Origin of the sequence: Blautia sp. 1001283B150304_161114_C9 (assembly GCF_015668165.1) — a bacterium.
In the GTDB taxonomy this organism is placed as follows: domain Bacteria; phylum Bacillota; class Clostridia; order Lachnospirales; family Lachnospiraceae; genus Blautia_A; species Blautia_A wexlerae.
The window spans coordinates 1-14,579 of the sequence record NZ_JADPGO010000022.1 but is presented as its reverse complement, the minus strand read 5'-3'; the positions used below and the strand labels follow the sequence as shown (position 1 = coordinate 14,579).

Annotated in this window: 17 protein-coding genes and 2 pseudogenes; 15 read left to right on the top strand and 4 right to left on the bottom strand. The window is 43.8% G+C overall.

Translation table 11 applies throughout. The features are described from left to right. Positions 1 to 45 precede the first annotated feature (45 nt). Positions 46 to 729: an ABC transporter ATP-binding protein gene (locus I4V44_RS11770; RefSeq protein WP_055066049.1), complete on the top strand. Its 684-nt coding sequence runs from the start codon at positions 46 to 48 to the stop codon at positions 727 to 729. Beyond that, positions 726 to 3,059 carry an ABC transporter permease gene (locus I4V44_RS11765; protein ID WP_196002760.1) on the top strand — a complete coding sequence of 778 codons (2,334 nt, stop codon included), beginning with the start codon at positions 726 to 728 and terminating at the stop codon, positions 3,057 to 3,059. Before I4V44_RS11770 ends, I4V44_RS11765 begins: the two co-directional genes overlap by 4 nt. Positions 3,060 to 3,068: 9 nt before the next feature. On the opposite strand, the gene I4V44_RS11760 is transcribed toward I4V44_RS11765, so the two are convergent. After that, on the bottom strand, positions 3,069 to 3,290 hold the full coding sequence (locus tag I4V44_RS11760) for a hypothetical protein (protein ID WP_055153209.1): 222 nt from the start codon (positions 3,288 to 3,290) through the stop codon (positions 3,069 to 3,071). A 218-nt stretch (positions 3,291 to 3,508) separates the two neighbouring features. On the opposite strand from I4V44_RS11760, the pseudogene I4V44_RS11755 reads away from it, so the two are divergent. From I4V44_RS11755 to I4V44_RS11720, 9 genes and pseudogenes are all read left to right on the top strand, one after another. Next, positions 3,509 to 3,911: pseudogene (locus I4V44_RS11755) on the top strand (sigma-70 family RNA polymerase sigma factor). Positions 3,912 to 4,006: 95 nt separating this feature from the next. Further along, a pseudogene (locus tag I4V44_RS18290) lies at positions 4,007 to 4,129 on the top strand (tyrosine-type recombinase/integrase); the annotation flags it as partial. A 52-nt stretch (positions 4,130 to 4,181) separates the two neighbouring features. Beyond that, positions 4,182 to 4,370: a helix-turn-helix domain-containing protein gene (locus tag I4V44_RS11750; RefSeq protein WP_024738628.1), complete on the top strand. Its 189-nt coding sequence runs from the start codon at positions 4,182 to 4,184 to the stop codon at positions 4,368 to 4,370. Then, positions 4,363 to 5,055, top strand: coding sequence for a response regulator transcription factor (locus tag I4V44_RS11745; protein WP_055060323.1), 693 nt, complete (start codon positions 4,363 to 4,365; stop codon positions 5,053 to 5,055). Before I4V44_RS11750 ends, I4V44_RS11745 begins: the two co-directional genes overlap by 8 nt. 5 nt (positions 5,056 to 5,060) lie before the next feature. Next, positions 5,061 to 5,978 (top strand): sensor histidine kinase, encoded by a 918-nt coding sequence (locus tag I4V44_RS11740; RefSeq protein ID WP_196002759.1) that lies wholly within the window; start codon positions 5,061 to 5,063, stop codon positions 5,976 to 5,978. 135 nt (positions 5,979 to 6,113) lie between these two features. After that, complete coding sequence (locus I4V44_RS11735; RefSeq protein WP_118569909.1) at positions 6,114 to 7,040, top strand: ABC transporter ATP-binding protein; 927 nt, start codon at positions 6,114 to 6,116, stop codon at positions 7,038 to 7,040. Next, positions 7,033 to 7,818 (top strand): ABC transporter permease, encoded by a 786-nt coding sequence (locus I4V44_RS11730; protein WP_196002758.1) that lies wholly within the window; start codon positions 7,033 to 7,035, stop codon positions 7,816 to 7,818. Before I4V44_RS11735 ends, I4V44_RS11730 begins: the two co-directional genes overlap by 8 nt. Before the next feature lie 2 nt (positions 7,819 to 7,820). Then, a complete protein-coding gene (locus tag I4V44_RS11725) occupies positions 7,821 to 8,600 on the top strand; it encodes an ABC transporter permease (RefSeq protein ID WP_002594767.1) in 780 nt (259 codons plus the stop codon). 7 nt (positions 8,601 to 8,607) lie between these two features. Beyond that, positions 8,608 to 9,069: a membrane lipoprotein lipid attachment site-containing protein gene (locus tag I4V44_RS11720; RefSeq protein ID WP_055054358.1), complete on the top strand. Its 462-nt coding sequence runs from the start codon at positions 8,608 to 8,610 to the stop codon at positions 9,067 to 9,069. Between the two features lie 358 nt (positions 9,070 to 9,427). Here the strand turns inward: I4V44_RS11720 and I4V44_RS11715 are convergent, their stop codons facing one another. Together I4V44_RS11715 and I4V44_RS11710 are read right to left on the bottom strand one after the other, a co-directional pair. Further along, the gene (locus tag I4V44_RS11715; RefSeq protein WP_196002757.1) at positions 9,428 to 10,792 is read right to left on the bottom strand and encodes a sensor histidine kinase; all 1,365 of its coding nucleotides are present in this window, start codon (positions 10,790 to 10,792) and stop codon (positions 9,428 to 9,430) included. Positions 10,793 to 10,796: 4 nt separating this feature from the next. Further along, entirely contained in the window at positions 10,797 to 11,498 is a 702-nt protein-coding gene (locus I4V44_RS11710) for a response regulator transcription factor (protein ID WP_025581231.1), read from the bottom strand. 142 nt (positions 11,499 to 11,640) lie between these two features. Between I4V44_RS11710 and I4V44_RS11705 the strand changes: the two genes are divergently transcribed. The 4 genes from I4V44_RS11705 to I4V44_RS11690 are packed head-to-tail and all read left to right on the top strand — an operon-like array spanning position 11,641 to position 14,209. After that, the gene (locus I4V44_RS11705; protein ID WP_196002756.1) at positions 11,641 to 12,405 is read left to right on the top strand and encodes an ABC transporter ATP-binding protein; all 765 of its coding nucleotides are present in this window, start codon (positions 11,641 to 11,643) and stop codon (positions 12,403 to 12,405) included. After that, positions 12,402 to 13,127 carry an ABC transporter permease gene (locus I4V44_RS11700; RefSeq protein WP_196002755.1) on the top strand — a complete coding sequence of 242 codons (726 nt, stop codon included), beginning with the start codon at positions 12,402 to 12,404 and terminating at the stop codon, positions 13,125 to 13,127. Before I4V44_RS11705 ends, I4V44_RS11700 begins: the two co-directional genes overlap by 4 nt. Positions 13,128 to 13,143: 16 nt before the next feature. Beyond that, on the top strand, positions 13,144 to 13,908 hold the full coding sequence (locus I4V44_RS11695; protein WP_196002754.1) for an ABC transporter permease: 765 nt from the start codon (positions 13,144 to 13,146) through the stop codon (positions 13,906 to 13,908). A gap of 4 nt (positions 13,909 to 13,912) precedes the next feature. Next, positions 13,913 to 14,209, top strand: coding sequence for a hypothetical protein (locus tag I4V44_RS11690; protein WP_196002753.1), 297 nt, complete (start codon positions 13,913 to 13,915; stop codon positions 14,207 to 14,209). A 160-nt stretch (positions 14,210 to 14,369) separates the two neighbouring features. Here I4V44_RS11690 and I4V44_RS17425 read toward each other — a convergent pair. Next, positions 14,370 to 14,579 (bottom strand): hypothetical protein (locus I4V44_RS17425; RefSeq protein WP_207744253.1); only part of this gene is annotated, 210 nt, incomplete at its 5' end.

The following is a 14,579-nucleotide window of genomic DNA, read 5'->3' as shown; positions in this document are numbered from 1 at the left end:
TTACCTGTCTACATCGCAAGAACATAAGAAAGAGGTGTTTGCACTATGAATTTATTAGAGGTCAAGAATATTTGTAAGACCTATGGCAGCGGTGAAACTGCTGTAAAAGCGCTTAGGAATGTTAGCTTTTCTGTTCCTAAGGGAGAATATGTGGCAATCGTCGGAGAATCTGGTTCGGGTAAAAGCACACTGCTGAATATGATCGGTGCGCTGGATATGCCAACTTCGGGAAAGGTGCTGATTGATGGTAAGGACATTTTTTCCATGAATGACCGAAAACTGACGGTATTTCGCCGCAGGAATATCGGCTTTATCTTTCAGGCGTTTAACCTTATCCCGGAGTTGACGGTGGAACAAAATATGATTTTTCCGCTGTTGCTGGATTATCAAAAGCCGGACAAGAGATATTTGGAGGAACTGCTGACGGTTTTGAATTTGAAAGATCGTCGTAATCATTTACCCAGTCAGCTTTCCGGCGGTCAACAGCAGAGAGTGGCGATTGGCCGCGCATTGATTACCCGTCCTTCTCTGATTCTGGCAGACGAGCCAACAGGAAATTTGGACTCACAAAACAGCAGTGAGGTCATAGCATTGCTCAAAGAAACATCGAAAAAATACGAGCAGACCATCATTATGATTACCCACAACCGCAGTATTGCGCAAACGGCAGACCGGGTATTACAGGTATCAGATGGCACTTTGACTGATTTTGGGAGGTGCCGTGAATGAAAAGCTATCTTAGTCTCATTCCCATCTCCGCAAAGGTGCGCAAGCGGCAAAATCGTATGACTGTCTTGTGTATTATCATTTCGGTGTTTCTTGTCACAGCTATTTTCAGTGTTGCTGACATGATGATACGAACAGAAAGCGATTTTATGATAAGTAACCATGGAAACTGGCACATTGCAATAAAAAATATTTCACAGAACAATGCGGATGAAATCAGTAATCGTTCAGATGTTACAGCAGTTGGTGTAGCTTCTCAATTTAATTTTGAAGGAGAACAACCGTACCGAGTCAACGAAAAACGAACTGTTTTGTATGGCACCGATGAAGTCTATATTACTCAGATTTCAAATGGAATTGTAGAAGGAACATTTCCGGCAAATGATGAGGAAGTTATGCTTACACCTAATTCTGTAACTGCTTTAGGAGTACAGCTTGGGGATAGTGTAACCTTACATACCCCTGCTGGAGATCGGACATTTACAATCTCTGGCTTTGGCACAGATGATGAAAGCTATTATAACAATCAGACTTATTTGATAGGCTCTTATCTGACACAAAGTGCATTTACTTCTGTTATGGCACAAAACGGAGTAACAAACAATGAGTTGACTTATTATGTGCAGTTTGAAAGTGCAGCGAAAGCGGCAAATGCAATAACAGAACTACAGACACAGTACCAATTATCCGATGGGAGTATTTCTGAAAATACCGGCGTTATGGGCATGGCTGGGCAAAGCAACAATACAGCGATGCAGAGTATGTACGGATTGGCAGCAATTCTATTTGTTTTAGTGTTGTTGGCAGGAATATTGATGATTTCTGGCAGTATGAATAGCATCATTGCGCAACGAACTCAATTTTTTGGAATGTTGCGTTGCATTGGTGCAAGTCGTCAACAAATTATCCGCTTTGTCCGTTTGGAGGCATTGAACTGGTGTAAAACCGCGGTACCTATTGGAGTGGTTTTTGGAACAATAATTAGTTGGATTATTTGTGCCACACTTCATTATGGAATTGGTGGAGAATTTTCTACAACGCCAGTCTTTCAGATCAGCCCTGTTGGACTTATCAGTGGTGTAGTTGTTGGAGTGGTAACAGTATTTTTAGCAGCACAATCCCCAGCAAAGCGGGCTGCTAAAGTTTCACCCATATCTGCGGTTTCTGGCAATGTAGATAATAAATCTTCTGTTAAACACGCTATCAAGTTTAGCTTAGGAAAAATTGATAATTCACTTGGCATACATCATGCGGTTGAAAAAAAGAAAAACTGGTTTCTGATGACGGTTTCCTTTGCACTGACTATTATGCTGGTTTTTTCTTTTTCTGTAATTTTAGATTTTGCAAAGCAACTTGTTCCATCGTTGAGTGTCACATCAGCCGATATAGCATTATCCAGTTATGCAAATAAAATGGATATTGAGCGCAGCCTGGTCGATGAAATCAAAAAAATAGATGGGGTTGCAAATGCTTATGGAAGTAGCTATGTAGAAAACATTCCTGCAACATCTTCAAGAGCAGGAATAGACCATATCAATATTGTTTCTTATGATGATACACTTCTAGATTACTCAAAAGGTAGTATTGCTCAGGGATCATTAGATACAGTTTACGGGAACAGTAACAAAGTGGCAACCGTATTTAATAGAAACAATTCCTTGCACATCGGTGATACCATCCAGTTTGCAGGCGAAGAAGTTGAGATTACTTGCGCTCTATCACAAGGGTTATTCGGAGATGATTTGATTATTATTTGCTCACAGGAAACATTTGACCGTATCATGGGCGATACAAAGTATGGGCTTATTGGAATTCAGTTAGATTCAAACGCTACTGAAGAAACAATAGCAGAAATTAGAAGTCTTGAAAACGATGATATTATCATTACAGATCAGCGTGAAGGCAATAAACAAAATAATGCTACATATTGGGCTGCACGAATTGTTTGTTATGGCTTCTTAGCTATTATCGGAGTTATTTCGCTGTTTAATATCGTCAATAGTATCTCTATGAGTGTATCTGCACGAATTAAGCAGTATGGTGCAATGCGAGCTGTTGGTATGGATAATAGGCAGCTTAAACGAATGATTTCTGCGGAAGCGTACACCTATGCAATTTCTGGTTTGATAGTTGGATGTGGCATTGGACTCCCGCTTAGTCGATTTTTATATAATCGTCTAATTACACATTATTTTGGAATTGAGTGGAGATTTCCTATCCTGTGGTTTGGAATTGTCGTTGCCTTTATCTTCATATCTGCTATTGTGTCTGTTTATGCTCCTGCAAAGAGAATTCGCAATATGCCAATTACTGCAACCATCAATGAATTATAGTTTCATATGTTAATCTGCCGGACGACGGCAAAAGAAAAAAAGCCGTCGTACAGCAGACATATTTTCACGCGCCTTATGAAACGGCGGCTTTGATTTCAGAGCCGCCGTTTCTTTGCGTTTGTACAAACCTATGACGACTTGCAGGGACACGGTAGCCGATTGGAGGTTATTTTGCCGTGCCCCTTTTACTTTTTCAAAGCTCACATGATCTACATCAGTTAAAAAAAGCATTGCTCCTCCTCCGGGCAAGTATAACATTGCATCGGCATTATCGTTCCATGTGATTCAGTATAATAATGGCTGTTCTTGGCGCGCCAGTTTTCCCTCATGGAAATCTGGCGTTTTTTGTTGCCATTTTTTCGGAGATGACCCGGTTGTCTGCCGGTGTCGGTCTCCGCCTCCATTCGATTCACCCGTCAATCACCCGTGAATCGAAATGGAGGTACATAATGAAGAAAATTAACCTTCGGGAACTTTATCCTGATGTTTATACAACAGACTTTTTTGTAGATGTGACAGAGGAAGTAATGGAGACTATTCGGGCAGCTGAACGTGCGGAGGCTGCGTATGAGCGAAAGATGTATCGTTATAAAGCACAGTATTCTCTGGATTGCGAGAATGGCATTGAAAATGCGGTGCTGTTGAAGCCGCAAACACCGGAGATGCTTCTGGAGGAAAAACAGTTTCAGGAGTAGGTCTATGCCGCTGTGATGAAACTGCCAGAGAAACAGGCAAAGCGAATTTATGCCCGATACTATCTGGGAATGAAGGTAAATGAAATTGCCGAAGTAGAAAAGCCGTGTCCGAGACAGTATCCGCCGTGGATTAAAGCAGCTTGTAAAATATTTTTGATAAAATTTCATTTGATGCGCCTGTTTTTTGCCTTTTTTGTCAGTGTTAATAAGAAGGACAAGTTTTCCTTCTTCATCAGTACATATGGCACAGTTATGAAAAGAGGTGTCCTATATTATAGGACCAGAATCAAAGACGCGAATGGTAAGCTCGTAGCTATCTACGCAAAAACACCTGAAGAACTATACAACAAAGAAACGCTTGCGTTGGAACAGATAAACTTGTATTGTTCGAGACAAAGAACTATAATGTACTCTGTGGAGGTGCATAATGGATTATATGACACTAAAAGAGGCCGCCGAAAAATGGGGCGTGACACCTCGTAGGGTAAATTATTATTGTGCTGGTGGGCGTATCCCCGGCGCTGTGAAAATGGCCGGTGTTTGGCTGATCCCAAAGAACGCAGAAAAGCCGATTGACGGAAGGACAAAACAAGGGAAGGGGTTGCACCATGAATAAAATCCTGATTATAGATGATGACAGAGAACTGTGCGCTTTGATTAAACGTAGCGTACAAGCAGAAAACATAGAAGCTGATTTTTGTAATACCGGAAAAGAGGGCTTACAAAAATTAAGAGAGCAGGAGTATCAGCTTGTGGTGCTGGATGTGATGATGCCTGGTATGGATGGCTTTGAAACGCTGGAAGAAATCCGCAAAGAGAACAGTCTGCCGATTTTGATGTTCACATCTAAAAATGACAGCATTTCTAAAGTACGGGGCTTACGGGCCGGAGCGGACGATTATCTTACAAAACCGTTTGATATGGATGAACTGATTGCCCGTATTGCGTCTCTTATTCGCCGCTACACTCGCTTTAATCAGCAAGCTGGAGCCATACAAAAGCTAAATTTTGACGGATTGCAGATTGACCTTGAAAATCGTTCTGTTACTACATCAAACGGCACTTTTGAACTGCCCCCAAAGGAATTTGATTTGCTCCTGTACTGTTCAAAACATCAAGGGAAAATTTTGACCAAACAGCAGATTTATGAGGAAGTATGGGGCGAAGAATATTTCTATGATGACAGTAACATTATGGCGATTATCAGCCGACTTCGTAAAAAATTAGAAGTCAATCCTTCAAGTCCAAAGTATATACAAACGGTCAAAGGGATTGGCTACCGGTTTAATAAGGAGGTGTAGTCAGCATGGAAATTATCGTATTCTTGTCCATTGTGATTGCTGTTGGGGCTGTATTGACTGCCATCGTTCTCGTTCGGCGTGTAAAAAAACAAATAGCAGAAATGACCGATGTGCTGGTTGATGTGAAAAACGGAAATGGCAACCGGCGTATTCTATCTGCAACAAATGAACTGACAGTACCTCTTGCCTATGAAATTAATGAGATCGTTGTGGCCTATGAAAGCAGACTTTCAACTGTACGGCAGACAGAAGAAACCAACCGCCAGCTTATGACGAGCCTTTCCCATGACGTGCGAACGCCCCTTACTACTCTGCTTGGGTATCTTGACGCTGCACACAAAGGACTGGTCACAGGAAAAGACCGGGATGATTATATTGAAACCGCCCGTCGGAAAGCTCATGATCTGAAAGAATACATTGATGTACTTTTTGACTGGTTCAAGTTAAATTCCAACGAGTTTGCTTTGGAGATCCAGAGCGTTGAGGTCGCAGAGCTGACAAGAAATATTCTGATCGACTGGATACCGATTTTTGAGGATAAACAGGTTAATTATGACATTGATATTCCTGAACAGCCTGTCCGGGTAAGATTAGATATGGATAGCTATATGAGGATCATCAATAACCTTATTCAAAATGTAATCGCTCATAGCCATGCAGACAAAATTAAAATTTCCCTGTCGAAGAAGGAAAACAGTATGGAGCTGTTGCTGGCGGATAATGGAGTGGGAATTGAGAAGGAAGATTTGAAACACATTTTTGAACGGCTCTATAAGTGTGACAAAGGACGGTCTGAAAAAGGAAGCGGTCTTGGTCTTTCTATTGTCCATCAGCTTGTAGAAAAGATGGGTGGGAGTATAACAGTTGAAAGTTTGCCGGGAAAAGGAACTGAATTTATGTTGCTTTTTCCTTTGGAGAGTTAAGCGGGTTCCCGTCTTTATGGCGGGAGCCTTTGTCATTTTAGCCGAATTTCAAATTGCAAGGTTAATGCAAGGTTGCGGCAAGGTTAATGCAAGGTTGGCATGATAGAATACCTTACAGAACAGGAGGTTTTGAATATGGATACAAATTATATCATTGAAACAAAAAATCTGACAAAGCAATACGGCTCACAAAAGAGTGTGGCTGACTTAAATATCCATGTCAAGCGTGGGAGAATTTATGGTCTGTTGGGTAGAAACGGAGCCGGAAAAACCACAACTATGAAAATGCTGTTGGGCTTAACGAAGCCGACTTCCGGGGAGGTCAAAATCTGGGGAAAGTCTTTGCAAGGGAATGAAAAGAAGCTGTTGCCCCGTATCGGAAGCCTGATTGAGTCCCCCGGTTTTTATCCCAATCTGACCGGTACGGAGAACCTGCGTATCTTTGCTACCCTGCGTGGAGTACCAAACAATCATGCCATCAAAGACGCTCTGGATTTGGTCGGGCTACCTTACAAGGATAAAAAGCTGTTTTCGCAATACTCTCTTGGCATGAAGCAGCGGTTGGCGATTGCCCTTGCAGTCATGCACGATCCGGAGCTTTTGATTTTGGATGAGCCAATCAACGGTCTCGATCCCATCGGTATTGCAGAAGTGCGATCCTTTATCCGTGAGCTTTGCGACACAAGAGGAAAAACCATTTTAATCTCCAGTCACATTCTTTCGGAGATTTCCTTGCTGGCTGACGATATTGGAATTATTGACCACGGCGCATTGCTGGAAGAAGAAAGCCTTGCTGAGTTGGAGCAAAAAAGCAGTAAACATATCCGGTTTACGCTCTCTGATACTGCACAGGCGGCAAGAATTTTGGAACGCAATTTCCATGAAACCCATTTTTCCATACAAGACGACCACAATCTGCGTCTACACAATATGGAGCTACCCGTGGGGAAAATTGTAACTGCTTTTGTAGAAAACGGATTGGAGGTATCAGAAGCACATACCTGTGAAGAAAGTCTTGAAGATTACTTCAAGCGTGTGGCAGGGGGCGAAGGAATTGCTTAAACTAATCAAATGCGAATTTTTGAAATTGAAACGGAAGAAATTTATTCCGCTGATTATTTTGGCTGCGTTCCTGTTTCCAATCCCGCTGACTTATCTGATGACAACGCCCTCTATGATGGAGCGATATACGGATCGGGCAGATGCTTTCGATGGACTATTTAACATGGTGTTGGGATATGGTATCCAGTTTTTACTGCCCTGCATTATCGGAGTGATTGCCGCTATTCTGTTTTTTATGGAACGCGACAACGATACATTCAAAAATCTGCGTACAATTCCCGTAACCAGCACGCAAATGGTACTTGCAAAGATTATTGTCCTTTTTATCTTTGGAATTGTTTTTTGCGTGGCTTCTACCATTGCAACAATTCTTTGCGGAATTGGAACATTAGAAGTTTATGGAATTGGTTATAAGCTGTTTTTGGCGGTTGAAACGGGGATCTTCATTACGGAAGGAACACTCCCGTTGATTGTCCTTGTTGTCTTTTTCAGTAAGACCTATGTTTTTTCCATTTTGTTGTGTGTCTTTTACAGCGTTCTGAACATGAGTGCTACGGCATTGTTTGACACACTGCCTAAAACTATGTTATGGCTTCTGCCCACGCCACTGACTACATTTTGGAGTGCGGGAGATATGGCGGCTCATGGAATAAAAATGGACTTGGAGCAAATGACAGTGCTAATTCCCTCAACATTTCAAGTTGTATTCATTCTTGGGATTATGGCATTCGTTTCGTTCTTACTGATTGACAGACTATATAAGCGGAGGGGGGAATAAACATGGTTCGCATTGTAAAAACAGAATTTTATAAATTGAAAAGGTATCATATCCTTTGGGCGGGCGTTGCACTCATGCTCCTATCAGTCCTGCTGACCTTGTTTACCTCTATGGCGAATGATGGTTCCGTTTGGGATTTTGCCTATCTTACAGAACAGGTCATCAAAAACAATATGTCCATGATTTTTCCGATGTGTATCAGCCTAATTGCTGGATATATGATTTCTCGTGAGCAGACGGATGACACATTGAAAAATATTCTGACTGTGCCGATCTCTTTTAAGAAACTGTTGACCGGAAAATTGATTGTGTGCGGCGTATTGTCTATTATTTTTGGGCTGATATGCAGTCTGTTTACAATCATAGCAGAAATGATTGTGGGATTTCCCGGCTTTGAGATTTCCTTAGCTCTAAAAGCAGCCTTGCAGATTACTGCGGTTAATTTCTTTTTATATCTTGCGGTTCTGCCGATTATCGCTCTTACTTGTCGGAGGGCAGGCAGCTTTTTAGTCGGTGTAATCATTGCTTTTGTCTATGGATATGGAGGGATGTTTGCCGCGGGAAATATGACATTAGCAAATCTTTATCCGATTACCGCAAGTCTTGGAATGGTAGGCTACCGTAGCTATGATACCGCAGTCAACTGGAATATCGGAACCTGTTCTTGCAGTCTTGCGCTTGCTGTCGTTATTTCTGCCATCTTGATTTTGTGCATGAAAGAACGAGAAGCAACCCAAACAAAGAAAAAGGCCAAAAAGGTAGCTCCAAAGAAAGGCTGGTGATGATTTTATGAAGAAAATAGTTTTAGCATTAACATTCGTCCTTGTGGGAAGTTTTATGCTTGCTGGCTGTTCAAAAGATGAAATTCTCAATCATTACAATAACATTGTTCAGTCTGCGGGCTCCATAGAACTGACAGGGAAATCGTCACTGCAAGGGGAAAAAGAAAAAGGAAATGATGATTATACAGGGACTTATACGGCTGATTATGCGAACTTTTCAGGTACAGAGTATTTGTTCGGAGGAACTTCCATAAAGAGAGAAGCCGGTAAGGAGCTGTCCATTGATTGCACCTTGGAGATTACGGAAGGTACTGCAAAAGTATTTTGGATTTCTGGATCTGATGAAGCAGTCACGTTGATTGAAGCAACCGGAACTTATAGTGACACAATTACACTTCCTGATGGTGGAAATTATATCGGCATTGAATGTGAGAATTTCACTGGAAACATTGAATTAAATATTGAATAATACTCTGCCGGACGACGGCAAAAGAAAAAAAGCCGTCGTAGAGCAGACAATTTGACACGCCCATTTGAAACGGCGGCTTTGATTTTCAGAGCCGCCGTTTCTTTGCGTTTGCACAAACCTATGACGACTTGCAGGGACACGGTAGCCGATTGGAGGTTATTTTGCCGTGTCTCGTTTGCTTTTTCAAAGCTCACATGATCTACATCAGTTAAAAAAAGCATTGCTCCTCCTCCGGGCAAGTATAACATTGCATCGGCATTATCGTTCCATGTAATTCAGTATAATAATGGCTGTTCTTGGCGCGCCAGTTTTCCCTCACGGAAATCTGGCGTTTTCTTATAGATTTGTACTTGCCTGTTTATCCAATATACGGGAATATTAAAGCAGCTTCACACCCTTTCGGGAAAACATTAGTAAGTTTGAAATTGCCGTTATGAGCTATGGCGACTTGTTGGACAATCAGCAATCCAAGCCCATGTCTTAAATCAAGCCGTTCATCTGTGCTTTCCATATAATGCGGTTTTTCTTCCAGCTCTTGCAGCTTTTCAGCAGGCAGACCCATTCCGTTATCCGTAACCGCCAAGATAAGATGGTTTTGCGATGCTGTAAGAGAAATGCAGACTTCACAGCCCTGTGGGTTATGTTTCATGCTGTTCTGGACAAGGTTGTTTACGGCTCGCGAAATCAATCTGGCATCACATTCCAACACAGCATTTTCGGCGTCAGGAGTGATCTTAATTCCGATGTTGTAGCTATCGGAAATTCCTGTATTCAACAGGTCTGCTACATAGGATCGCAGTAGTTTGGATAAGCGAACCATCTCTTTATGAAGCGGCTGCATCTCATATTCCAACTGCGATACTAAATTCAAATCCTGCACGAGTTCTTTGATTTTGGCGCTTTGCTTTTGCACGATCACAGCCTGCTCTTTTACCCCCTCACTGGCTGTTTTGTCTGCGGCAATCCGGTCTGCATAGCCCATAATCATAGAAAGCGGAGTTCGGATGTCATGAGAGACCCCGCTGATCCAGTTGGCTCTGGCTTCGTTTTGCCTGCTTAATATCAGAGAGGCTTTATTTACGCTGTTCGCAATTTCGGATAACTCTCTATCAATATGGAGAGAAACGGGTTTGCCATCGGCCAATGTTTCAATGGCATCTACAATCGGTTCCGTGTTCTGGATGATCCTGCGTTTTGAAAAATAGTAGGCCAAAAACAGGCACAGCACATCCATGCCCAACATTCCTATCACATAGAGGGGAATTTTCTGAATAGTCTCCATGGAATAGTAGTTGCTGGTGAGCTTCATATAGCTATTCTTTGGATACCCTAGAACTAACAATCCATCCTCTGTACTCCAGACAAAAACAGGATAATCCTCCAGATAGCCTTTGGAAAATAAAGCTACCTCTTGAATGCTGTAATGTTGCGGCACTTCTTGTGGCACATCGAGCCGCCAGAAGCATTCGCCCGTTGACGTTAGATACATGGCCCAGATATTGTACTGGCGCAATTTCTGCTCTGCGTAATCGGGCAAACCTTCTGTGGTAGCCTCAGTAGAGGTCAGCTCAAGCATGGCGCGCGGGGACGCTTCTCCGTAATCCTCTGAAACTGTGTGATAGAAAGTCACGCCATACAGAACGACATTGACAATTACCAGGATCAAAAGAAACGCAGCGAAAGACGCCAAGTGCTTTGAAATATAGGTTCCAAAAGATTTCATGGCGTCACTTCCTTGTAATCAGTTTATAACCCAGCCCCTTGATCGTAATCAGGGAAACGGGCTTTGAGGGATCGGCTTCAATTTTTTCCCGAATCCGCCGTACATGGGCATTCAGGCTATTTTCATAGCCGAAAGGATTGTCGCCCCATAATGCTTCGCAAAGAGCGTCAACCGTAACGATCTTTCCCTCGTTGCGGGCCAGCGTTTCCAGCAGGGTATGCTCTTTTGCGGTCAGGGGGATAATCTCGCCGCCCTTGTTGACCTCTGCCCGGCTAAAATCAATCGTACATCCATCCAGGAAAACCCGCGGGCTGTCCTCTTTATAAGTTCGGCGCAAAACCGCATAGACACGCAGTAATAGCTCCTGCGGCATAAACGGCTTTGAAATATAATCGTCTGCTCCAAGGCCAAGACCGGCCAACTTGTCTGCTGCTTCGTCTTTTGCGGTCAGAAAGATGATTGGCACATTTGTAAAAGTGCGGAGCTGCTTCATCAGGGAAAAGCCGTCCCCATCTGGCAGCATGACATCCAAAACCATCAAGTCGGGTTTTTCTTTTTCTGCCGTTATTATAGCCTCTTTTACCGTTGCGGCAGTAAGTACCGTTTCAAAACCAGCATCGCTTAAAATATCGGATACCATTTTCAGCAAATCTGGCTCATCGTCTACAAGCAAGAGCTTCTTCCGATGCAGAAAAGAGTTGTCCATAGCGTCACCTCCCGAAAGTATTATAACATAGGATTTCAAGTCTGCGGAGGGCATCCTCAAAAAGTAAGGTAAAAGTAAGGACGGGAGAATGTAGATGTCAGGTTGAAGTTGTACCATAGAAGCATCGAAAGGAGATGTTTCTATGGACTATATCATTACAACGGAACATTTGACCAAGAAATATAAGAACTTCACTTCGGTCAATCATGTTTCGCTTCATATTCGCAAGGGCAGCATTTATGGTTTTCTTGGCCCGAACGGGGCAGGCAAATCCACTACCATGAAAATGCTGTTGGGGTTGACCGTTCCCACAAAAGGCAGCTTTACTATTGATGGGAAACAGTTTCCGCAGGATCGGATTGCCATTCTCAAAGAGATCGGCTCTTTCATCGAAGAGCCATCTTTCTACGCAAATCTCACCGGGCGGGAAAATCTTGACATTATCCGCCGCATTTTGGGACTGCCGAAAGCTGATGTGGAAGATGCTCTGGAACTGGTAGGGCTGACCGAGTTTGGCGACCGGCTGGCAAAACAGTATTCGCTGGGAATGAAGCAACGCTTGGGCCTTGCCGGGGCGCTCTTGGGGCGTCCGCCGATTCTGATTCTGGACGAACCCACAAACGGTCTTGACCCGTCTGGTATCCACGAAATCCGCAATCTGGTAAAATCCTTGCCCAGCCTTTACGACTGCACGGTGCTGATCTCGTCCCATATGCTGTCTGAAATCGAATTGATTGCAGATGACATTGGGATTCTCAACCACGGGCGGCTGCTGTTTGAGGGAAGCATGAATGATCTGCGTCAATACGCCCTGCAATCCGGATTCGCTGCGGACAATCTGGAAGATGTGTTTCTTTCTATGGTTGAGAAAGATAACATGGACAGAAAGCAGAGGGCAAAATTATGAAAACGCTGGCAATCGAACTTCGGAAAGGAAAGCGAACCGGCGTGATTCCCGTGCTGCTGGCCGTTGGTGTCTTGGGAGCCGCCTACGCATTTGTCAATTTCATTGTGCGGAAAGACACACTTCTGAATTTGCCGCTGGCCCCGATGGATGTCTTGTTGACCCAGCTCTACGGCATGATTATGGTGCTGAATCTGTTCGGTATCGTGGTTGCTACCTGCATGATCTACAACATGGAATTTAAGGGAAGTGCCGTAAAGAAGATGTATATGCTTCCCATCAGCGTCCCGGCCATGTATCTGTGCAAATTTCTGATTCTGACGGTCATGTTTTTGGTTGCTATCGTGCTGCAAAACCTGGCACTTGCACAGATCGGAATGACGGACTTGCCGGACGGAGCGTTTGAGATGGGTACGCTGGTACGCTTTGCCGGATACTCTTTTCTCACATCCATGCCGGTACTGTCGTTTATGCTGCTGATTTCCTCGCGCTTTGAAAATATGTGGGTGCCGATTGGAATTGGTGTTGCCGGTTTTCTGAGTGGTATGGCCCTTGCAAATTCGGGGCTGACGCTTTTGCTGGTGCATCCTTTTGTGATTATTCTGAAACCAGCAGTAGCCATGAGCGCCCAGCCTGATTCGACGGTTGCCCTTGTCGCTTTGGTGGAAACACTGTTGTTCCTTGCTGTGGGCTTGTGGCTGGCGAAGTACAGACGCTACGAGTAAGGAGGGATAATAAGAAATGAGTTTTTTGGATTTACTCAAAATCGAGTTTATGAAAGTAAAACGCTCCAAAATTGTACCCCTGATTTTCATTGCACCTTTATTGGTGGTGGTTTCCGGGGTTGCGTATTTGAGCAACTACTTTACACCGGAATACACCAATGCGTGGGCTGCCATGTTTATTCAAAGTGCGCTTGTTTACGCCTACTATCTGCTTCCATTCAGCATGATCGTGGTTTGCGTGATGATCGCAGGACGAGAAACAGGAAATAACGGGATTCTGAAAATGCTGGCGCTGCCGGTCAGCCGCTGCGCATTATCCATTGCCAAATTCTGTGTGCTTACCTTTTATCTGTTTATGGAGATGGTGGTGTTTCTTGTCGTATTTGTAATCGCTGGGTTGATTGCGACACAGACAATGGGAGTAACAGAAACCCTGCCGATTCTATATCTTCTGAAATGGTGCTTGGGGCTGTTTCTGACTATGCTGCCGTGCATTGCGGCTATGTGGGCCATCACTGTGCTGTTTGAAAAGCCGCTTCTTTCTGTGGGATTAAATCTGCTGCTTGTGATTCCCGGTGTATTGGTTGCGAATACGCCGCTGTGGATCGCCTACCCGTACTGTTACAGCGGTTATCTCGTTTCCTGCTTTCTCTATGACTTTACAGCAGAAACTTCCGACGCCGCTTTTTCGGTGTTTCCGTTCCTGCCGTGCGCGATTGTAGTGTTTGGCCTGTTTTTCGCGCTGGCTGTTACCCAATTTGGGGAAAAAGAAATGAGGTAAAACTATGGAAAAGAAAAAACTTCAATCAGTTAGTATCGCTGCGCTCATTGTGAGCATCCTACCGTTGGCGGCTCTTGCCCCATCGCTTCTGCACCTTTCGCTGTCGGACGGAGACCGAACCACTTGGGCTGGGGCCAATGTCGTTTTTGTCCTGCTGGGCCTGATTCTTTCGGTGGTATGTGTGCGGAGCAGGGAAAGCCGCAGCATTATCAATATTGTATCAACTGCAATCAGCGTTTTTTGGCTGCTGCTGATGGTGGGAATTGTTGTGCTTGCCATGTTCCTTACTTTCGTTCAGTGAGGAAACGGTTATGCGTAGAGTTGGGAAATTTATTGGATGCTACCTGATCGCGGTTTCTTTGCGTTTACACAAACCTATGACGACTTGCAGGGACACGGTAGCCGATTGGAGGCTATTTTGCCGTGTCCCGTTTGCCTTTTCAAAGCTCACATGATCTACATCAGTTAAAAAAGCATTGCTCCTCCTCCGGGCAAGTATAACATTGCATCGGCATTATCGTTCCATGTGATTCAGTATAATAATGGCTGTTCTTGGCGCGCCAGTTTTCCCTCACGGAAATCTGGCGTTTTTTGTTGTTAGGGCAAAGCCCTGTTTGCCATTGTGGAGTTTTTCGCTGATCCGAAAAACGGAGCTTTGGAAAACAAATAAA

Coding starts and splice junctions, on each gene's coding strand:
- I4V44_RS11710 (WP_025581231.1), bottom strand. CDS start 11,498: ATGGACAACTCTTTTCTGCATCGGAAGAAGCTCTTGCTTGTAGACGAT.
- I4V44_RS11690 (WP_196002753.1), top strand. CDS start 13,913: ATGGAAAAGAAAAAACTTCAATCAGTTAGTATCGCTGCGCTCATTGTG.
- I4V44_RS11705 (WP_196002756.1), top strand. CDS start 11,641: ATGGACTATATCATTACAACGGAACATTTGACCAAGAAATATAAGAAC.
- I4V44_RS11725 (WP_002594767.1), top strand. CDS start 7,821: ATGGTTCGCATTGTAAAAACAGAATTTTATAAATTGAAAAGGTATCAT.
- I4V44_RS11700 (WP_196002755.1), top strand. CDS start 12,402: ATGAAAACGCTGGCAATCGAACTTCGGAAAGGAAAGCGAACCGGCGTG.
- I4V44_RS11740 (WP_196002759.1), top strand. CDS start 5,061: ATGGAAATTATCGTATTCTTGTCCATTGTGATTGCTGTTGGGGCTGTA.
- I4V44_RS11715 (WP_196002757.1), bottom strand. CDS start 10,792: ATGAAATCTTTTGGAACCTATATTTCAAAGCACTTGGCGTCTTTCGCT.
- I4V44_RS11745 (WP_055060323.1), top strand. CDS start 4,363: ATGAATAAAATCCTGATTATAGATGATGACAGAGAACTGTGCGCTTTG.
- I4V44_RS11750 (WP_024738628.1), top strand. CDS start 4,182: ATGGATTATATGACACTAAAAGAGGCCGCCGAAAAATGGGGCGTGACA.
- I4V44_RS11720 (WP_055054358.1), top strand. CDS start 8,608: ATGAAGAAAATAGTTTTAGCATTAACATTCGTCCTTGTGGGAAGTTTT.
- I4V44_RS11770 (WP_055066049.1), top strand. CDS start 46: ATGAATTTATTAGAGGTCAAGAATATTTGTAAGACCTATGGCAGCGGT.
- I4V44_RS11765 (WP_196002760.1), top strand. CDS start 726: ATGAAAAGCTATCTTAGTCTCATTCCCATCTCCGCAAAGGTGCGCAAG.
- I4V44_RS11760 (WP_055153209.1), bottom strand. CDS start 3,290: ATGCTTTTTTTAACTGATGTAGATCATGTGAGCTTTGAAAAAGTAAAA.
- I4V44_RS11735 (WP_118569909.1), top strand. CDS start 6,114: ATGGATACAAATTATATCATTGAAACAAAAAATCTGACAAAGCAATAC.
- I4V44_RS11695 (WP_196002754.1), top strand. CDS start 13,144: ATGAGTTTTTTGGATTTACTCAAAATCGAGTTTATGAAAGTAAAACGC.